Annotated in this window: 19 protein-coding genes and 1 tRNA gene; 13 read left to right on the forward strand and 7 right to left on the reverse strand. The window is 38.0% G+C overall.

The annotated features are described in order from the left end of the window. Window positions 1-11: 11 nt before the first annotated feature. Window positions 12-1,646: a chaperonin GroEL gene (groL, locus tag G415_RS0105580; protein ID WP_022670630.1), complete on the forward strand. Its 1,635-nt coding sequence runs from the start codon at window positions 12-14 to the stop codon at window positions 1,644-1,646. 57 nt (window positions 1,647-1,703) lie between these two features. On the opposite strand, the gene G415_RS0105585 is transcribed toward groL, so the two are convergent. The 5 genes from G415_RS0105585 to G415_RS0105605 form a co-directional block, all read right to left on the reverse strand. Continuing rightward, entirely contained in the window at window positions 1,704-2,339 is a 636-nt protein-coding gene (locus G415_RS0105585) for an MBL fold metallo-hydrolase (RefSeq protein WP_022670632.1), read from the reverse strand. A gap of 80 nt (window positions 2,340-2,419) precedes the next feature. Further along, a complete protein-coding gene (locus G415_RS0105590) occupies window positions 2,420-2,704 on the reverse strand; it encodes a ferredoxin family protein (RefSeq protein WP_022670633.1) in 285 nt (94 codons plus the stop codon). Continuing rightward, the gene (locus G415_RS0105595) at window positions 2,701-4,002 is read right to left on the reverse strand and encodes an FAD-dependent oxidoreductase (RefSeq protein ID WP_022670634.1); all 1,302 of its coding nucleotides are present in this window, start codon (window positions 4,000-4,002) and stop codon (window positions 2,701-2,703) included. Before G415_RS0105595 ends, G415_RS0105590 begins: the two co-directional genes overlap by 4 nt. Window positions 4,003-4,015: 13 nt before the next feature. Beyond that, window positions 4,016-5,029 carry an electron transfer flavoprotein subunit alpha/FixB family protein gene (locus G415_RS0105600; RefSeq protein WP_022670635.1) on the reverse strand — a complete coding sequence of 338 codons (1,014 nt, stop codon included), beginning with the start codon at window positions 5,027-5,029 and terminating at the stop codon, window positions 4,016-4,018. A gap of 14 nt (window positions 5,030-5,043) precedes the next feature. Continuing rightward, window positions 5,044-5,865: an electron transfer flavoprotein subunit beta/FixA family protein gene (locus tag G415_RS0105605; RefSeq protein WP_022670636.1), complete on the reverse strand. Its 822-nt coding sequence runs from the start codon at window positions 5,863-5,865 to the stop codon at window positions 5,044-5,046. A 220-nt stretch (window positions 5,866-6,085) separates the two neighbouring features. Here G415_RS0105605 and G415_RS0105610 point away from each other — a divergent pair, with 220 nt between their 5' ends. Both G415_RS0105610 and G415_RS0105615 read left to right on the forward strand, forming a co-directional pair. Then, window positions 6,086-7,744, forward strand: coding sequence for a methyl-accepting chemotaxis protein (locus G415_RS0105610; RefSeq protein WP_022670637.1), 1,659 nt, complete (start codon window positions 6,086-6,088; stop codon window positions 7,742-7,744). Then, complete coding sequence (locus tag G415_RS0105615; RefSeq protein ID WP_022670638.1) at window positions 7,744-8,568, forward strand: ATP cone domain-containing protein; 825 nt, start codon at window positions 7,744-7,746, stop codon at window positions 8,566-8,568. The genes G415_RS0105610 and G415_RS0105615 overlap by 1 nt, the downstream gene beginning before the upstream one ends. On the opposite strand, the gene G415_RS0105620 is transcribed toward G415_RS0105615, so the two are convergent. Both G415_RS0105620 and G415_RS0105625 read right to left on the reverse strand, forming a co-directional pair. After that, on the reverse strand, window positions 8,547-9,884 hold the full coding sequence (locus G415_RS0105620) for a UDP-glucose dehydrogenase family protein (protein ID WP_022670639.1): 1,338 nt from the start codon (window positions 9,882-9,884) through the stop codon (window positions 8,547-8,549). The two genes, G415_RS0105615 and G415_RS0105620, sit on opposite strands and share 22 nt — an antisense overlap. 16 nt (window positions 9,885-9,900) lie before the next feature. Next, window positions 9,901-11,082 (reverse strand): HD-GYP domain-containing protein, encoded by a 1,182-nt coding sequence (locus G415_RS0105625; RefSeq protein WP_022670640.1) that lies wholly within the window; start codon window positions 11,080-11,082, stop codon window positions 9,901-9,903. A 93-nt stretch (window positions 11,083-11,175) separates the two neighbouring features. Here G415_RS0105625 and der point away from each other — a divergent pair, with 93 nt between their 5' ends. From der to G415_RS11330, 10 genes are all read left to right on the forward strand, one after another. After that, window positions 11,176-12,471, forward strand: a complete 1,296-nt coding sequence (der, locus tag G415_RS0105630; RefSeq protein ID WP_022670641.1) for a ribosome biogenesis GTPase Der — start codon at window positions 11,176-11,178, stop codon at window positions 12,469-12,471. Further along, the gene (gene nth, locus G415_RS0105635) at window positions 12,455-13,072 is read left to right on the forward strand and encodes an endonuclease III (RefSeq protein WP_022670642.1); all 618 of its coding nucleotides are present in this window, start codon (window positions 12,455-12,457) and stop codon (window positions 13,070-13,072) included. The genes der and nth overlap by 17 nt, the downstream gene beginning before the upstream one ends. After that, complete coding sequence (locus tag G415_RS0105640) at window positions 13,065-13,436, forward strand: YkgJ family cysteine cluster protein (protein WP_022670643.1); 372 nt, start codon at window positions 13,065-13,067, stop codon at window positions 13,434-13,436. The genes nth and G415_RS0105640 overlap by 8 nt, the downstream gene beginning before the upstream one ends. Then, window positions 13,427-14,605, forward strand: a complete 1,179-nt coding sequence (locus tag G415_RS0105645) for a hypothetical protein (RefSeq protein ID WP_022670644.1) — start codon at window positions 13,427-13,429, stop codon at window positions 14,603-14,605. Before G415_RS0105640 ends, G415_RS0105645 begins: the two co-directional genes overlap by 10 nt. 39 nt (window positions 14,606-14,644) lie before the next feature. Then, on the forward strand, window positions 14,645-14,863 hold the full coding sequence (locus G415_RS09990; protein ID WP_022670645.1) for a DUF4236 domain-containing protein: 219 nt from the start codon (window positions 14,645-14,647) through the stop codon (window positions 14,861-14,863). Window positions 14,864-15,088: 225 nt separating this feature from the next. Then, window positions 15,089-15,298 (forward strand): 50S ribosomal protein L31, encoded by a 210-nt coding sequence (gene rpmE / locus G415_RS0105655; RefSeq protein WP_022670647.1) that lies wholly within the window; start codon window positions 15,089-15,091, stop codon window positions 15,296-15,298. A gap of 28 nt (window positions 15,299-15,326) precedes the next feature. Further along, window positions 15,327-15,599: a hypothetical protein gene (locus tag G415_RS10970; protein ID WP_026939609.1), complete on the forward strand. Its 273-nt coding sequence runs from the start codon at window positions 15,327-15,329 to the stop codon at window positions 15,597-15,599. Further along, a tRNA-Arg gene (locus G415_RS0105665) sits at window positions 15,576-15,653 on the forward strand. Before G415_RS10970 ends, G415_RS0105665 begins: the two co-directional genes overlap by 24 nt. Further along, the gene (locus tag G415_RS0105670) at window positions 15,653-15,958 is read left to right on the forward strand and encodes a DciA family protein (protein WP_026939610.1); all 306 of its coding nucleotides are present in this window, start codon (window positions 15,653-15,655) and stop codon (window positions 15,956-15,958) included. Before G415_RS0105665 ends, G415_RS0105670 begins: the two co-directional genes overlap by 1 nt. Next, entirely contained in the window at window positions 15,937-16,059 is a 123-nt protein-coding gene (locus tag G415_RS11330; RefSeq protein WP_022670648.1) for a hypothetical protein, read from the forward strand. The genes G415_RS0105670 and G415_RS11330 overlap by 22 nt, the downstream gene beginning before the upstream one ends. Window positions 16,060-16,064: the final 5 nt, after the last annotated feature.

Raw genomic sequence — 16,064 nt, forward strand, 5'->3', positions numbered from 1 at the left:
GGTGATAGACGATGACAGCAAAGATTTTGGAGTTTGGTGATAGCGCAAGAGAAGCAATAATGAGAGGTGTAAATAAGCTTGCTGACGCAGTTGCCGTAACAATGGGTCCAAGGGGAAGGAATGTAGTAATCGACAGAAGATTCGGTAGCCCAACAATAACAAAGGACGGTGTAACTGTTGCAAGGGAGATAGAGCTAAAAGACCCTTATGAGAACATGGGTGCTCAGCTTGTAAAAGAAGTTGCTTCCAAGACAAGCGATGTTGCTGGTGATGGAACAACAACGGCAACTGTTTTGGCAAGGGCAATCTTCAGAGAAGGTTTAAGGAATGTAACAGCTGGTGCTAATCCAATCGAGATAAAGAGAGGAATTGACAAAGCCGTTGATAAGGTTGTTGAAGAGTTAAAGAAGATATCCAAAGAAGTAACAGAGAAGAAACAGATAGCTGAAGTCGGAACAATCTCTGCAAACAACGATAAAGAGATTGGCGAAATAATCGCCGAAGCAATGGACAAGGTTGGAAAGAACGGCGTAATCACAGTTGAAGAAGCAAAAGGCACAGAGACAACACTTGAGCTTGTTGAAGGTATGAGATTCGACAGAGGATATCTCTCTCCATACTTTGTAACTAACGCTGAGAAGATGGTTGCAGAGCTTGAAGATGCATTCATCGTAATCACAGACAAGAAAGTAAGCTCTATGCAAGAGTTCTTGCCACTTGTTGAAAAGATTGCAAAGACTGGCAGACCATTCCTTGTAATAGCTGAAGAAGTTGAAGGCGAAGCTTTGGCAACACTCGTCGTCAACAAGTTAAGAGGAACACTTCAGTGCTGCGCAGTTAAGGCACCAGGATTCGGCGACAGAAGAAAAGAGATGTTAAGAGACATCGCTATCTTGACAGGCGGTCAGGTAATCAGCGAAGAGACAGGTATGAAGTTTGACACTGTTGACTTAGATGTTCTCGGTAGAGCAAAGAAGATAATCGTTGACAAAGAGAATACAACAATCGTTGATGGTATGGGTTCAAAAGAAGAGATACAGGCAAGAATCAAGCAGATTGAAGCTCAGATTGAGCAGTCCACAAGCGAATACGACAAAGAGAAGCTAAGAGAGAGAATGGCAAAACTGGCCGGTGGTGTTGCAATCATCAAGGTAGGTGCTGCAACAGAGACAGAGATGAAAGAGAAGAAAGCAAGAGTTGAAGACGCACTGAACGCAACGAAAGCTGCTGTTGAAGAAGGTATAGTTCCAGGTGGTGGTGTAGCACTTCTGAGATGTCAGGCTGCTTTGGACAACTTAAAAGGCGAAAACGATGACCAGGATATCGGTATAAAGATAATAAAGAAGGTTCTCGAAGAGCCTGCAAAGGTAATAGCAAACAACGCTGGATTTGAAGGCTCAATTATAATCAACAAGATTAGAGAGAACAGCGACTTGTCCTATGGATTTGATGCAAGAAACGGCGACTTTGTAAACATGTTCGAAAAAGGTATTATCGACCCAACAAAGGTTGAAAGAACAGCAATCCAGAACGCTGCAAGTGTAGCTGGATTGATGCTTACAACAGAGACTCTCATTACTGACGACCCAAAGGAGAGAGAGAAAGAAGATAAAGCTATGGCTGGTGCTGGCGCTGGCATGTATTAAAAAGTTAAACAGACAAAATCAACCCGTCTGTCTTTCGCGACAGACGGGTTTTTATTTTTACTTAACTGCAAACTCTATAAACGGGTTCGAGCTGCGTTCATGTTCTATTGTAGTTTCTCTTCCGTGTCCAGGATAAACAACAGTCTCCTTCGGTAATTTTAAAAGCCTATTAACACTTCTTAACAAATCAAACTCATTCCCGCCAACAAGGTCCCACCTACCTACGGATTCGTAAAATAAAGTATCTCCACTAAACAAAACACCTTCTTCCGCTTGATAAAGAGAAATTGAACCAGGGGTATGTCCTGGAGTCTCTATAACTTCAAATATAAACCTACCAACCTTTATACTTCTATCTTCAGAAAGTAGTATATCAGCATCTGGCGAAGGGTCTTGTCTCTTACCCAAAAGACTAAAGGCGTCTCGATGAGAATTCTCTAAAAAATCAGCGTCAAGTTCACCTATGGCTATTGGTACATCGTATCTCTCTTTCAAAAACGCATTGCCACCAACATGGTCAAAATGATAGTGAGTGTTTACCACCATAATAGGTATAAGCCCATATTTATCCAATTCATCAGCTATATGTTCAGGCTCATCTCCTGGGTCAATTATTATCGTCTCTTTTGTCTCATCATCGAAAAACAAATAACAGTTTGTTTGTAATTCGCCTACGACAAGTTTAACAATCATAACACCACCCTTAAATAAAAATGCCCCCATCCCTTAAAAGAGATGAGGGCATTGATTTTCTTTTTCAAGAAAGGCAAATTTTAACCGAATTTATATGCAACTCCAAAGCCGCCTCTTGGGTATTTCCAAGTTATGTAATCGCAAGCTATTCTACATGTTCCGCACTCAACACAAGCATCATAGTTGATGTTTATTTTCTGCTCTTTCTCATCCCATGTGTAAACACTTGCAGGACAAACATAAGTGCACTGCTTTTTCTCGCAAGTTTTACACATCTCAGGGTCGCTTATACCAAGATGGTTATATTCATGGTCAACATTATAGCCTATAAGATAAAGCTTATCTTCTATTCTTAACTTCTTCATCTCATCTTCCTCCAAATAGTGAATATATCCTTAGCCAGGTTGACATAACCAAATCTACTCTTAAGCTCTTCTTTCAGCTTTCTAAACTTCTCTGGCTTTGGAGTGCCATCAACGGTGTAAAGCTCTATCATAGCATCAATTATAAACTGTGGATAATCTGTCAAGAGATATCTCTTCTCTTCAAGCAACTCTGGCAAATTTCTGTAATGTTTCAAATCCTTTAAGACGAAGGATTCTTCTATTTTTTCCTGATATCTTGAGAGCATTCTCTCTGAGAAATCGCCAGCCTGTCTTGCTTCGAGATACGTCCTTGCTGCAAGCTTACCACTTTCTACCGCAAGGTTAGAACCTTCTCTATGAACACTGTCAACAAGCATTGCAGCATCACCTGCAACCATAAAGCCATCAGTGTACATTTTTGGAACTGAGTAATATCCACCCTCTGGAATCAGGTGAGCTAAATACTCTTTTGTGTCTCCACCCTCTATTAATGGAGCAATAGACGGATGGGCCTTTAGTTCTTCTAACAAGTCATTAGGATTCTTTCGATGCTCTATCATGTCTTTGACTATAACGCCTATACCTATAGAAACAGATGTTTTATTTGTATAAATCCAAGCCATTCCTTCCATTCCTTTAAGGAATGGACCCGTAATTTCTATAGTTACACCTTCAGATGCATCCTTTACGCCAAACCTATCGTTTATCTGATCTTCACTCAATCCTATTATCTCTTTCACACCTACAGCAACTTTCTCTGGTGTAATTTTCTTTCTCAAACCCAAAGATTTAGCCAAGAAAGACTGAACACCATCAGCCGCTATAACAACATCTGCATATAAATCACCCTGAGGTCTGTCTGTCCTTACACCAACAACTTTACCATCTTCAACTATAGGCTCTGTTACAACTGTCTCGTTAATCAATAAAGCTCCAGCTTCAACAACCTTCTTCGCAAACCACTTATCAAAGTGAGCCCTAAACACGCTAAAACAGTTGTAAGGCTCAACATTATGTTTCTGAGTTTTAATACCAAAACTAAAGTGAGAAGTATCATCCATCAACCACATTCTTTGCTCTATGATATGTCTTTCCAGTGGAGCTTCTTTGTAAAAATCTGGAATCAAATCATCCATAGGCTCCCTATAGAAAATACCACCCATTACATTTTTGGAGCCTGGGAATTTTCCTCTCTCTATGATGATAACATCAACACCAGCCTTAGCCAAGACATAACCTGCAGCCAATCCTGCAGGACCAGCTCCCACAACTATTACATCAAAATCCTTTTTTCTCATTTCGCTCTCCTTTTTAAGCCTTTCCTAATTTTTCCTTAAACATTTGAATCATCTTAGGAAGAACTTCCGTTACATCTCCAACAATTCCGTATGTAGCTATCTCGAAAATCGGAGCATCTGGGTCTTTATTAATAGCTATTATAACTTCTGATGACTTCATACCTGCCTGATGTTGAATTGCACCAGAAATTCCGCAAGCTATGTAAATCTTAGGATGGACTGTCTGACCAGTCTGACCAACCTGTCTTGTTTGTGGAGCCCAGCCAGCCTGAACAGCCTTTCTACTTGCAGCCCATGTTCCACCTAACAGGTCAGCAAGTTCCTGTAAATATTTAAAGTTCTCCTTGCTGCCCATGCCGAAACCACCAGCAACGATGACATCGTAGAAACCAAGATTTACTTTCTCGCCCTCTTCTATGATTTTTTCTATAATTTTTTTCGTGTATTTGCCTTTGTCAAATTCATACTTCTCTTTTATAACCTCACCTTTAACAGGCTCTTCAACTGCTTTGTAAACTCCTGGCCTTGATGTGGACATCTGCGGTCTATTGTCTGGGCAGAAAATCGTAGCCATCAAGTTACCGCCAAATGTAGGCCTTGTCATTAACAGGTTCTTCGTTTTTGGGTCAATATCAAGAGCCGTCGTATCAGCCGTAAGACCAGTCATTAATTTTGTTGCTATCGTTCCGGCTAAATCCCTTCCCAAGGTTGTCGCACCGATAAGCACTATTTCTGGTTTATGCTTCTCTATCATGTAAACAATAGCATCTCTCCATGGCTCTGTGATGTAATCTTTTAATATTGGGTCCTCAATTATAAAGAACTTCTTTGCACCATACTTGAAAACTTCACCCTTAAACTGCTCAACTTTATCACCAACCGTAAACGCATGAACTTCGCAACCCAAGTCTTTAGCAAGCTCTCTTGCTTTAGTTAGAAGCTCAAACGAAACTCTTTCAATTTTGCCATTCTCATGTTCAATAAAAACCCAAATATGTTTATACTTCGTAATATCCTGTTTAATCATTTTCCAACCTCACCTTATTTTACTTTGCCCATTGTTTTAAGAACGGGCTCGATTTTTTCATAAAGTGTGTTCAAGATAGCGTCTATAGAATCCCCTTCAATCATCTCCCCTCTTTCTCTCTTAGGCGGCGTAAAGGCCTTTTTAACCTTTGTTGGAGAGTTCTTCAAACCGCATTGAGAAGCGTCAATCTCGGTATTCTTAGAATTCAATACTTTAACAGGAGTCTTAGCAGCCCTAATCAAATAAGGTAAGGGTGCATAGCTTAAAGTGTTAAGCTCTTCTTCAACTGTCAAGAAACATGGCAATGGAGATTCAACTGTTTCTTGTCCACTCTCAACAAGTCTTACAACCTGGATAGTCTTCTTCTCTGGGTCAACTTTTTTAATGTCAACAACATAAGTTATTAACGGAATATCGAATCTCGTTGCAATTCCAGGTCCAGTCTGAGCTGTATCACCGTCGATTGCCTGTTTGCCAGCAAAGAAAATATCAACTGGACCTTCTTCCTGAATAATCTTTTGAGCACCAGCCCATAAAGCATAGCTTGTAGCAAGAGTATCTGAACCGGCAAACACCCTGTCGCTCAACAGATAAGCGTTATCAGCACCCATAGCCATAGCTTCTTTTAAAGCATCTTCAGCCATAGGTGGTCCCATACAAATAACAGAAACCTTACCACCAAACTGGTCTCTCAGCCTTACTGCTGCCTCTATAGCGTGTTTGTCATAAGGATTGATGATAGCTGGAACACCTTCCCTTATCAATGTTCCAGTCTCATAATCCACTCTAACCTGGGCAGCGTCAGGCACCTGCTTAATAAATACTAAAAAGTGCACTTGAGCCTCCTTTCACCCAAATCTTTTATTTTTCTCATTTTTGCCCGATTATTTATTACCATAATCCACAAATAAGTCAAGATATTATCATGTCAATATTTCTGTAAAATTTTAACCTGCTTTTAAGATTGTAAACTATTGTTTTAGGCTAAAATATAGTTTGACAAAAAAACCAAAAAATAATAATTTAGTTCAAAAATAAAGCTGCAAGGGGGGTAAGATGAGATTTATAGCCGTAAGCAGTACAATTTTTTTCATATACTTTACTTTGATGCTCATAATATTCTTTACAGCGAAATCTTTGTTTTTCATCTCATTTATCGTTCTTTCCATCTTATTTTTCTCTATTTTTCTTCTCTACTATTACAGGACATTCGTAAAACCCATAAAAGAGATAAACCAATTTTGCCAAACTCGCCTATGTTCTACATATGATTTAACAGACAGACTACCAAAAGTTTCTCGAGAGATAGGATTCCTAAATCTTGCCAACACCTTCATAGCTCAGGTTCAAGATGCTTTAAAGAAAACACTCAAAGTATCAAACAAAGTGGCAACACAGGCAGCAAAGGTGAGCTTCAACGCCCAAAGGATATCTGAAAATGTAAAAGCTGAAGCAGAAGGCATGGAAGAGATAAGAACAACAATGGACGAGATAAAAGATTCCCTAAACAGCGTCTCTCGAAACATAACAAACACATCTGAATTTATGCAGAAGGTAAACGAACTTGCAACAGATGGCTCAGATAAGGCATCACTCGCAATAAACAAAATAGAAGACATAGCAAAAGAGACACAGAAAAACGCAGAGATGATGAAAAAATTGGGTTCATCTTCAGAAGAGATAGGAAAAATCGTTGATGTAATCAACGAGATAACTGACCAGACAGCTCTTTTATCGCTAAATGCTGCAATTGAAGCAGCACGAGCTGGAGAAGCTGGTCGTGGTTTTGCCGTCGTTGCAGATGAGATAAGAAAACTTGCAGACAAAACCGCCCAATCAACCGAACAGATAAGGCAAATTGTATCAAAAACACAAACTGAGACCCAAAAAACAATTGAAGCAACCTTAACACTAATAGACACTGTCGAAGAAGGTAAAGAATTAATAAAAACTACTTCCGATTCTCTTATAGAAATAGCAGAAGGCGTAAAAGAAGCAAGCAGAATGATAGAAGATGTAGCAGCTGCAGCAGAAGAGCAGTCGTCTGCTGTTGACTCCATAGCAGAAAGAGTGGAAAAAATGGCAGATGATGTGGCAAAATCAGCCGATAGAATCGAAAAGATAAAAGACGATACATACACAATATCCAAAACAGCCGAAGAGCTATTCACATTCATGATTAAATTCAGAACAGGCTCCTACATTGACAGGGTATATTCAATACTACTCGATGCAAAACATGAATTTGAAAAACTACTTCACGAGTCAATCAAAAATGGCCTTATCTCGTCTGCAGACTTGTGGGATAGAAACTATGTGCCAGTTCCAAACACAAACCCACAAAAATACAGAACTCGCTTTACCGACTTCTTCAAAAAATATGTTCAGCCGATTGAAGATAAATATCTTAATATGGACCCGAACTTTAAATTTGCACTTCTTGCAGATAACAACGGCTATGTTGCTGCTCACAACTCAATCTACGATAAACCTTTAACAGGAGATTATGAGAAAGACTTAGTTGGCAATCGCTCAATGAGAATATTCAACGACCCGACAGGCCTTGCAGCAGCAAGAAACACACAACCTGTCCTACTTCAGACATACATGAGAGACACTGGCGTTGTTATGAATGACATATCCACACCTGTCTATTTAGAAGGTAAACATTGGGGATGTGTAAGAATAGGATTCATCTGGGAGAACGGTGATTAGTGAAAGTTATCAAATCAAATGGTGAAGTTGAAGAGTTCAAAGCCGAAAAGCTGATAAACTCTCTTATTAGGGTTGGAGCATCAACAGACGAAGCATTTGAGATAGCCAATATAATTGAGAATAACATAAAGGATTTAACACCTACAAGAAAGATATACAGGCTTGCAAAGGAACTTCTAAGGCGCATGGAACACACATACGCCATGCGCTATTCTTTAAAAAAAGCGATGATGAGACTTGGACCTTCTGGTTATCCATTTGAGAAGTTCTTTGCAAAGGTTATGCAAGCATACGGTTATAAAACCCAGACAAACATAGTCGAGAAAGGGTTTTGCATAAATCACGAAATAGATATTCTCGCCTTCAAACAGAACAAAGTCGTATCGGTGGAGTGCAAGTATCACTCAACATCAACAAGGGCAAGTGATGCCAAAGTGGCTATGTATGTTCTCTCACGCTTTAGAGACCTTGAAAATACGCTCAAAACAAAATATAAAAAGGAAAGATTTGAAGGCTGGCTCGTGACAAATACACGCCTAACAGTTGATGCAAAACGGTTTGCCCACTGTTATAATTTTAAAGTTATAAGCTGGAGATATCCGGAAGATGGTGGCCTTGAAAAGATGATAGAGACAAAAAAGCTTTATCCTATAACCGTTCTAATAGGCATAAAGATAAATTTACTCAAAAAGCTATTAGACAACGGCATAGTTCTCGTTCAAGATTTTCTGCTTACAGATGACAGCCTGCTGTTTCGTATGGGCTTTTCAACAAAAAAGATAAAAGAGTTAAAAAGGCAGGCCTACGCCTTGACGCCCACCTGATAATATTCAAAACCAAGCTCTTTTAACAGTTCTTTGTTATACTGATTCCTGCCGTCAAATATTATTGGATTCTTAAGTCTCTTTTTCATCTCGTAAAAGTCTGGACTTCTAAACTCCTTCCATTCAGTTATCAAAATCATCGCATCAGAACCGTTAAGCGTATCGTATTTATTGTCAAAATACTCAACCTTATTGTTATCCTTTAGCCAGAAACTCTTGGCATTTTCCATTGCTTCTGGGTCATAAGCTTTAATAGTTGCACCCTTTTTGGTTAGCTCATTTATAATGGTAATTGATGGTGCTTCTCTCATATCATCTGTTTGTGGTTTGAAGGCAAGCCCCCAAACGGCAAATGTTTTTCCTTCTAAATTATCACCAAACCTGTTTAGAATTTTATCTATGAAATAATACCTTTGTGTTGCATTTACCTTCTGGACGGCTTTTATAATCATTGGCTTTATCTTTGCATCCAAAGCCATCTTCTCAAGTGCTCTAACATCCTTTGGAAAACAGCTGCCACCGTATCCCACACCTGGATAGATAAAGTGATACCCTATCCTTCTGTCGCTTCCTATACCTATTCTCACCTTGTTTATGTCTGCACCCAAGGCTTCTGCAATCCTTGAAATCTCGTTGATAAAGGAAATTTTCGTCGCAAGCATAGCATTTGCAGCATACTTGGTAAGCTCAGCACTTCTAACATCCATCTCTATAAATCTCTCATGATTCAGTGTAAATGGCCTGTATAACTCCTTCATTATCTTCATAGATTTTTCGTTATCAGCACCAACAATAACCCTATCAGGCTTCATAAAATCGGCTATAGCATCACCTTCCTTTAAAAACTCAGGGTTTGATACAACATCAAACTCAAACGGCACACTATCACCGTATCTCTCTTTTAGCTTCTTACTTATCACTTCTCTTACCCTATCTGCTGTGCCAACGGGAACGGTTGATTTATCAACAACTATCATCTCATGGTCCATAAACTCGCCAATGCTTTCTGCAGCCTTCAAAACATGATTTAAATCTGCACTTCCATCTTCAGATTGTGGCGTTCCAACAGCTATAAACACAATATCACTATTCTGGACTGCATACTTTAAATCCGTTGTGAACTCTATATTACCCTTTTCCAAGTTTCTCTTTATCATCTTATCAAGGCCGGGCTCAAATATGGGAACTATACCCTTTTTAAGCTTCTCTATCTTATCTTTATCGATATCAACACAAATAACATTGTTGCCCATTTCAGAAAAACAGGCACCCGTAACAAGCCCAACATAACCGCTTCCTATCATTGCGAGTCTCATCGCTTATTCTCCTTCTTCACAAAAATAGTTTTGATACGGCATCATAATACTCATCTTTTGTCTTTCTAACCTTATCAAAATCAATCTCTTTTAAAGCTTTTATAACACTTTCGTGATACTTCTCACTCATTTTATCTATCTCATTGACTATCTCTTTATTGCTTAAAGCTGCCCTATATGGTCTATCCTGCATCATAGCAGCGACAAAAGACGACAAACCTAAAACTTCCGACTCAAGAGACGGAAGTCTCTTGCATGGATAACCACTGTTTTTAATATTCTCATGATGAGCAAATACAACCTGCGCTAAATCGTCAAAACCCATCTTCTCAAGCACCCTTTTTGCATTAAGCGTGTGGGATTTTATTATATTGTATTCAACTTCGTCAATAGACTCCTTCTTAAAAACATCAAAAGGCACAGTGAGATTGCCTATGTGAGATGAAAGCGCTGCATACTTGAGCCTATTCACATCAAGGTTTAGTTTATAACCCAATGATGTTGCTATATTCTTTGTAAGTATGGAATATCCTTCAAAAAATGGTGCAATTCTATCGCTTGCATAGGCAAGAAAATAAAACAGAGCATCCTTAAACTTGTCGTCAACTTCTTCTTCTGGCAGCATTTTCAAAATCTCTTCAATCCTGTCATCAACATTCTCATCAAGCAGGTAAAACCAGAAACACTCTTTTTCAGAGCATCTCTTAAACGCATCCAAAAGCGTATCGTCAAACAAATCACCCTTCTGTTTTAAAAAATCAAACAGCTCATCAAAGGCAAACGGGTTTGTCAGACTTCTGTGTGCAACTTCAATGTTATCTGCCAAAAACAGGATACTGCCTATGAGTGATGAGTTTGAGCCGTGCGGCGTGTGGTGTAGGTTTATAGCCGTCGTTATATCAAGATGGAGATTGAAGAATCGTGCTATTCTGCCGCTTACTGTTGCGTGTTTATTGAGCTTTCCAAACTCTTCATAAACTATCTGCCTGAATGTCTCAACCTTTGAAGTGTCGTTTAACAAGGCAATATCGTGAATTAGAGCAGATTTTAAAACAAGGTCAAGTCCAAAGTTGTCGAATTTAAGCTCTCTTGCCAATTCAAAGGCAATAACCGCAACCCTTCTCTGATGGAATGTATCGTTGCCTTCAATAAAATCAGATAATCTGCTTAACTCAAACAGAACTCTTTTTATATCCATCTTTAACCTCCCACTGATTTACTATACAAAAAAGAAAGAGACTTGCAAATCACTTTTAAATTGGTATCTTTCTCAAAGGAAGGGGGATAAAAAATGGCAAAGGTTGCAATAGTTGGAAAGCCCAATGTCGGAAAATCAACACTATTTAATGCGCTTACAAACAAAAACAAAAGCCTAATTCTTGATATGCCAGGCACAACACGAGATAGAATATTTGAATACGGCAAGATAGAAGATAAGGATGTGCTCTTTATAGACACTGGCGGTTTTGAGACTGAAGGTGAATTTGCAGAGAGTATAAACGACCAGATAAAATTAGCAATCGACTCAAGCGATGCTGTAATAGTTGTGTTTGATTTAACAACGCCTTTAAGCATTCAAGATGAAGAGATATTCAGATATGTCCTAAAATCCAAAAAATCGCACATACTTGTTGCAAATAAAAGCGACATAAAGAAACAGGAGTTTGAATATGAGTATTACAAATTCGGCGATGTCTTGAAAATATCGGCAACGCACAGAAAAAACTTAGCAACACTAAAAGAGAGATTAGCCGAAATCATTAAAGAGAGCGAAGAGAAACTCGACTGTATATCAAAGATAGCAATAACAGGCAGATCAAATGTCGGAAAATCAAGCCTAATAAATGCGATTTTAAACGAAAATAGAAGCGTTGTTAGTGATAAAGTTGGAACAACAACAGACAGTATAGATACGCCGTTTTTTTACAACGACAAATGCTATCTGCTTATCGATACGGCAGGCATAAGAAAAAAATCCAAAACTAAGAAGGCAATCGATAAACTCTCAAGCATCTTCTCGTTTTTTGCCATCGACAGAAGCGATATATGTGTATTCTTGGTTGATGCAGAAGAAGGCCTAACTTCAATGGACAGATACATCATAGACAAAATCGTCCAGAAAAACAAAGGATTGATTATTGCTTTAAATAAGTGGGACTTGCTCAATGATGTGAAGTTAAGTGAGTATGAGAAGGTGATAAAAGAAGCGATTCCGTCTGCGAGTTTTGCAGAGTTTATCTCAATAAGTGCAAAGGAAAGAAAAAATATAGGCAAGCTCTTAAAAAAGATAGAGCGGGTTCAAAAGGTGTGTTCAAAGAGAATCCCAACGCATGAGTTAAACGAGAAATTACACTCAATCATTAGACAAAACGCACCATTCTCAAAAAAAGGTAAAGAGATTAAGCTAAAATACATGACACAGGTTGAGACAAACCCGCCGCATTTTGTAATCTTTACAAATAGACCAGATGAGATAGAAGAGAATTACAAGAGATATGTAAGAAATAGCCTTTATAAACTGTTTGACTTCAAAGGATGCTCAATAAAAATCACATACAGGAGCAGCAGAAATGAACCAGATAGTTGAAAGGATAAAAAAGCAGTATCCAGACCCGACGATTGAATTGAATTACTCAAACCCATTTGAGCTGCTTGTTGCACTAATTCTATCTGCCCGATGCACAGATGCACGAACAAACAAAATTACCGAAGAGCTGTTCAAAATATACCCGACAGCAAAAGAGCTCAAAGATGCAAACTTCGACGAGCTAAACGGGATAATCTCATCTTGCAGTATGCATAACACAAAGGCAAAAAATTTAATAGAGCTTGCAAAAGAGATTTGTGAAAAATACGACTGTGAAGTGCCAAAGAGCTTAGAAGAGCTAACAAGTCTGCCCGGCGTTGGAAGAAAAACGGCAAATATAGTCTTATCGATGGGGTTTGGCATACCTGCTGTTGGTGTTGATACGCATGTTTTAAGGGTTGCAAATAGACTTGGCATATCAAACTCAAAAAAGGCAGAGACAGTTGAGAATGATATAATGGAAAAGGTCAACCAAGAAGATTGGATTGTCTTCTATACTGGACTAATTCTGCTTGGCAGGCATATCTGCAAGGCTAAAAAGCCAGACTGCAAAAGCTGTTTTTTAAATGATATCTGCCCAAAAATAGGCGTAAATGGTTAAAAGAGATGGATTCTGGTTCTGCTTTGACGATACAAGATGCAAAACCTGCAAAGCACTCTGTTGCATTGGCGAAGGGTATGTGTTTCTAACTAATGAAGATATAGAAAGGATTTCAGAGTTTTTAGGTTTAAAAAGGGAAGATTTTTTAAAAACATACACAAGAAAGGTGTTTGGTAAAATTGCCTTGATTGACCTTGTGATAAAGGGTGAAAAGCGCTGTGTATTTTTGGATGATAATTACAGGTGTGAGATTTATCCCGTAAGACCAAAACAGTGTGAAAGTTTTCCGTTTTGGGAGAAGTTTAAAGAGCTATCTTTAAATAAACTTAAAAAACTCTGCCCAGCGATAGAAGAATGCAGATAGAAGTATCAAACCTACGACTAAACATAACGCCGCAGCAATTAAAGAACCTGCTTAAGGTTGGAGAAAGGGTTGAAGCCTTTGTCGTCTCAAAAAAGGGCGACTTTAAATACATTGTAAGATTAAAAGGAAAACTATTTGAAGCATCTTCAAATATACCGATTAACTCTAAGAAGGTTTTGGTTGAAGTCAAAAGCTTAGCACCACAGATAGTTTTAAAACTATTGGAACCAGAAAGCTCACCAAAAACAGAGAAAATAGCATCTGAAGTTAAAAACATCACACAAAAAGAGATAAAATCTCTGTTTGTGTTTGAAGAGAACTCTCAAGAAGCAGAAGTAATTCAAAGAAAATCTGACGGCAGGTATCTGATAAGCATAAAAGGGAAATTGCTCGAGATAGAAACAGAAAAACCGATAAACTCAAATCTCATAAGCCTTCTACTTGACGATGAAGGAAAGATAAAGATTGTCGAAAAAGAGAATTTACCTGTTGATTTTGTAAAACAGACATCAGCTATAATAATAAACGATGCAGAAAAGCTCATAGCCGAAAGCATAGAGAAGCTAAAGCAAGCCTTAGATAACAACGACAGATTAACACTCATATCATTAGTTGTAAAACTGAAAAACATAACAGAAAAAAAAGAGTTAAAGGAACTTCTGAGTAAAGCTGAAGAAAACCTGATAAGAGAAAAAAACATCAAGCAAGATTTGATTAAAACTATCATAGATAAGCTATCAGCACACTTATCAAACTCTCATGATGACATAGAAAAACTCTCAAATCTAATAAAGGAAAGCATCAGACAGTTTGGAGCAATTAACAGTCAAAATCAAGAAAATCTCTTTGTATTTTTGCCGTTTGTCATAAATGGCAAGGAAGAGAAGGTGTTTATAAAAAAGGAGAATTTAGCTTCAACAAAAGGCAAAAAGGCATTCAAGATAAGCCTGCTTGTTTCACACTCAAGCTATGGAGCAATAGTGATAAATGGGTTATCAATAGAAGACTCAACATCGATAAGCATATTTTTCTCAAACAAAAGGGCTTTTGAAAAGTTCAAATCAATGGAAGGCAAAATAAAAAATATACTCGGTGGCGTTAATCTATACATAGGAATATCAGACATAAAACCAGTTATTAACGAAAAAAGACTGAATGTAAAGATATAGACAAATTGCAAAAAGCACAGAAAGGGATAGAATAAAAATATGAGCATAAGATTTTACAGAAGAATAAGATTAACCAAAGGCATAACACTGAACATATCGAAAAGCGGATTTTCTATCTCTTTTGGCAGGCGTGGATTTCACATAACATTCGGCAAAAATGGTATAAGAATAACAACAGGAATTCCAGGAACTGGAGTATATTCAACAAAACAGATTGATTATAAAGAGATAAAAAGCAAATTCAAAAAAGGCAAATAAAAATTTATGTGTTATTATTATGCAAATCAGACAATCAAAACACTTCCATAGCTAAAAACTTTCAAGCAAATCTTTTTTGATTAGCTTAACAATTCACTAAACCAAGAAAGTTTTTATATTCACCGTTTATTCTACTTGAAACAAAAAAATCCTTAAAATTATTGCCTGTTCGGTAAAATTATGTTAATCTTCCAAAATGAAAATTTCGAAGGAGAGGTGTGCGAAATGAAAAAAGGCATTCATCCAAAGTATGAGCTTACAACAATAAGATGTGCATGTGGTAATGAGATAGTTACAAGGTCAACAGTTCCAAATCTCACCGTTCAGGTATGTTCAAAATGTCATCCATACTTCACAGGCAAACAGAAGATAGTTGATGAGACTGGAAGAGTTGAGAAATTCAACAGAAAATACAGAAAAAACACGACAAACTAAAAAATAAATATTTTGGAGGTAAATAAAAATGGATGGCAAGAGCGATACCTTCAACATCGATAAAGAGTTAGATTTAAGAAGCCAAGATGAACAGACAATAACAGAGAGAGTTCAGAAAGCTCTGGAGTCTGTGAAAAAGGGCAACTTCATGCTTGTTTATGTAAACAGATATGAAGATATATCTGTTGTAGCAAAGGCGGCATTTGCAGTAAAAGCCACCGTTGACAATGTGCTTAAGAAAAATGAGAATGATTGGGTGGTAATGGTAAAAAATGAAGTGCCCGTAGCTCAAGCTGGATAGAGCGTAAGACTCCGGATCTTAAGGTTGGGGGTTCAAATCCCCCCGGGTACGCCATGTTAAGAAGCGTAGGCCAAATTATAAAAGAAGACCTAATAAAAAACGAGGCGTTTGAGAAGATTTATGTTTCTGAGCTTGTTTTCGAAGCTTTAAAGCATGTTTTGGGTGAGGGTCTATCGTCTCAGATTAAAATAAAAGGGTTTAAAGATAAGACAGTATGGATAGGAACGCCAAACTCTGTTTTCTCTCAAGAATTATCATTCTTTGAAGGCGAAATAGTAAAAAGGGTGAATGAACTTATCGGTGAAGATGTTTTAAAAAGGGTTAGGTTCGAAGAGTCATGGAAGAGAAAGAGAAGATAGAAGAGACAAAAGAAGAAGAGACAAAAAAGATATCAGAAAAAACCTGGGAAGACGACGATTGGGAAGACGACCCAAGCGGTATCTCACCGGGTTGTGGTTAAAGACT

Source organism: Hippea alviniae EP5-r (assembly GCF_000420385.1).
GTDB lineage: Bacteria > Campylobacterota_A > Desulfurellia > Desulfurellales > Hippeaceae > Hippea > Hippea alviniae.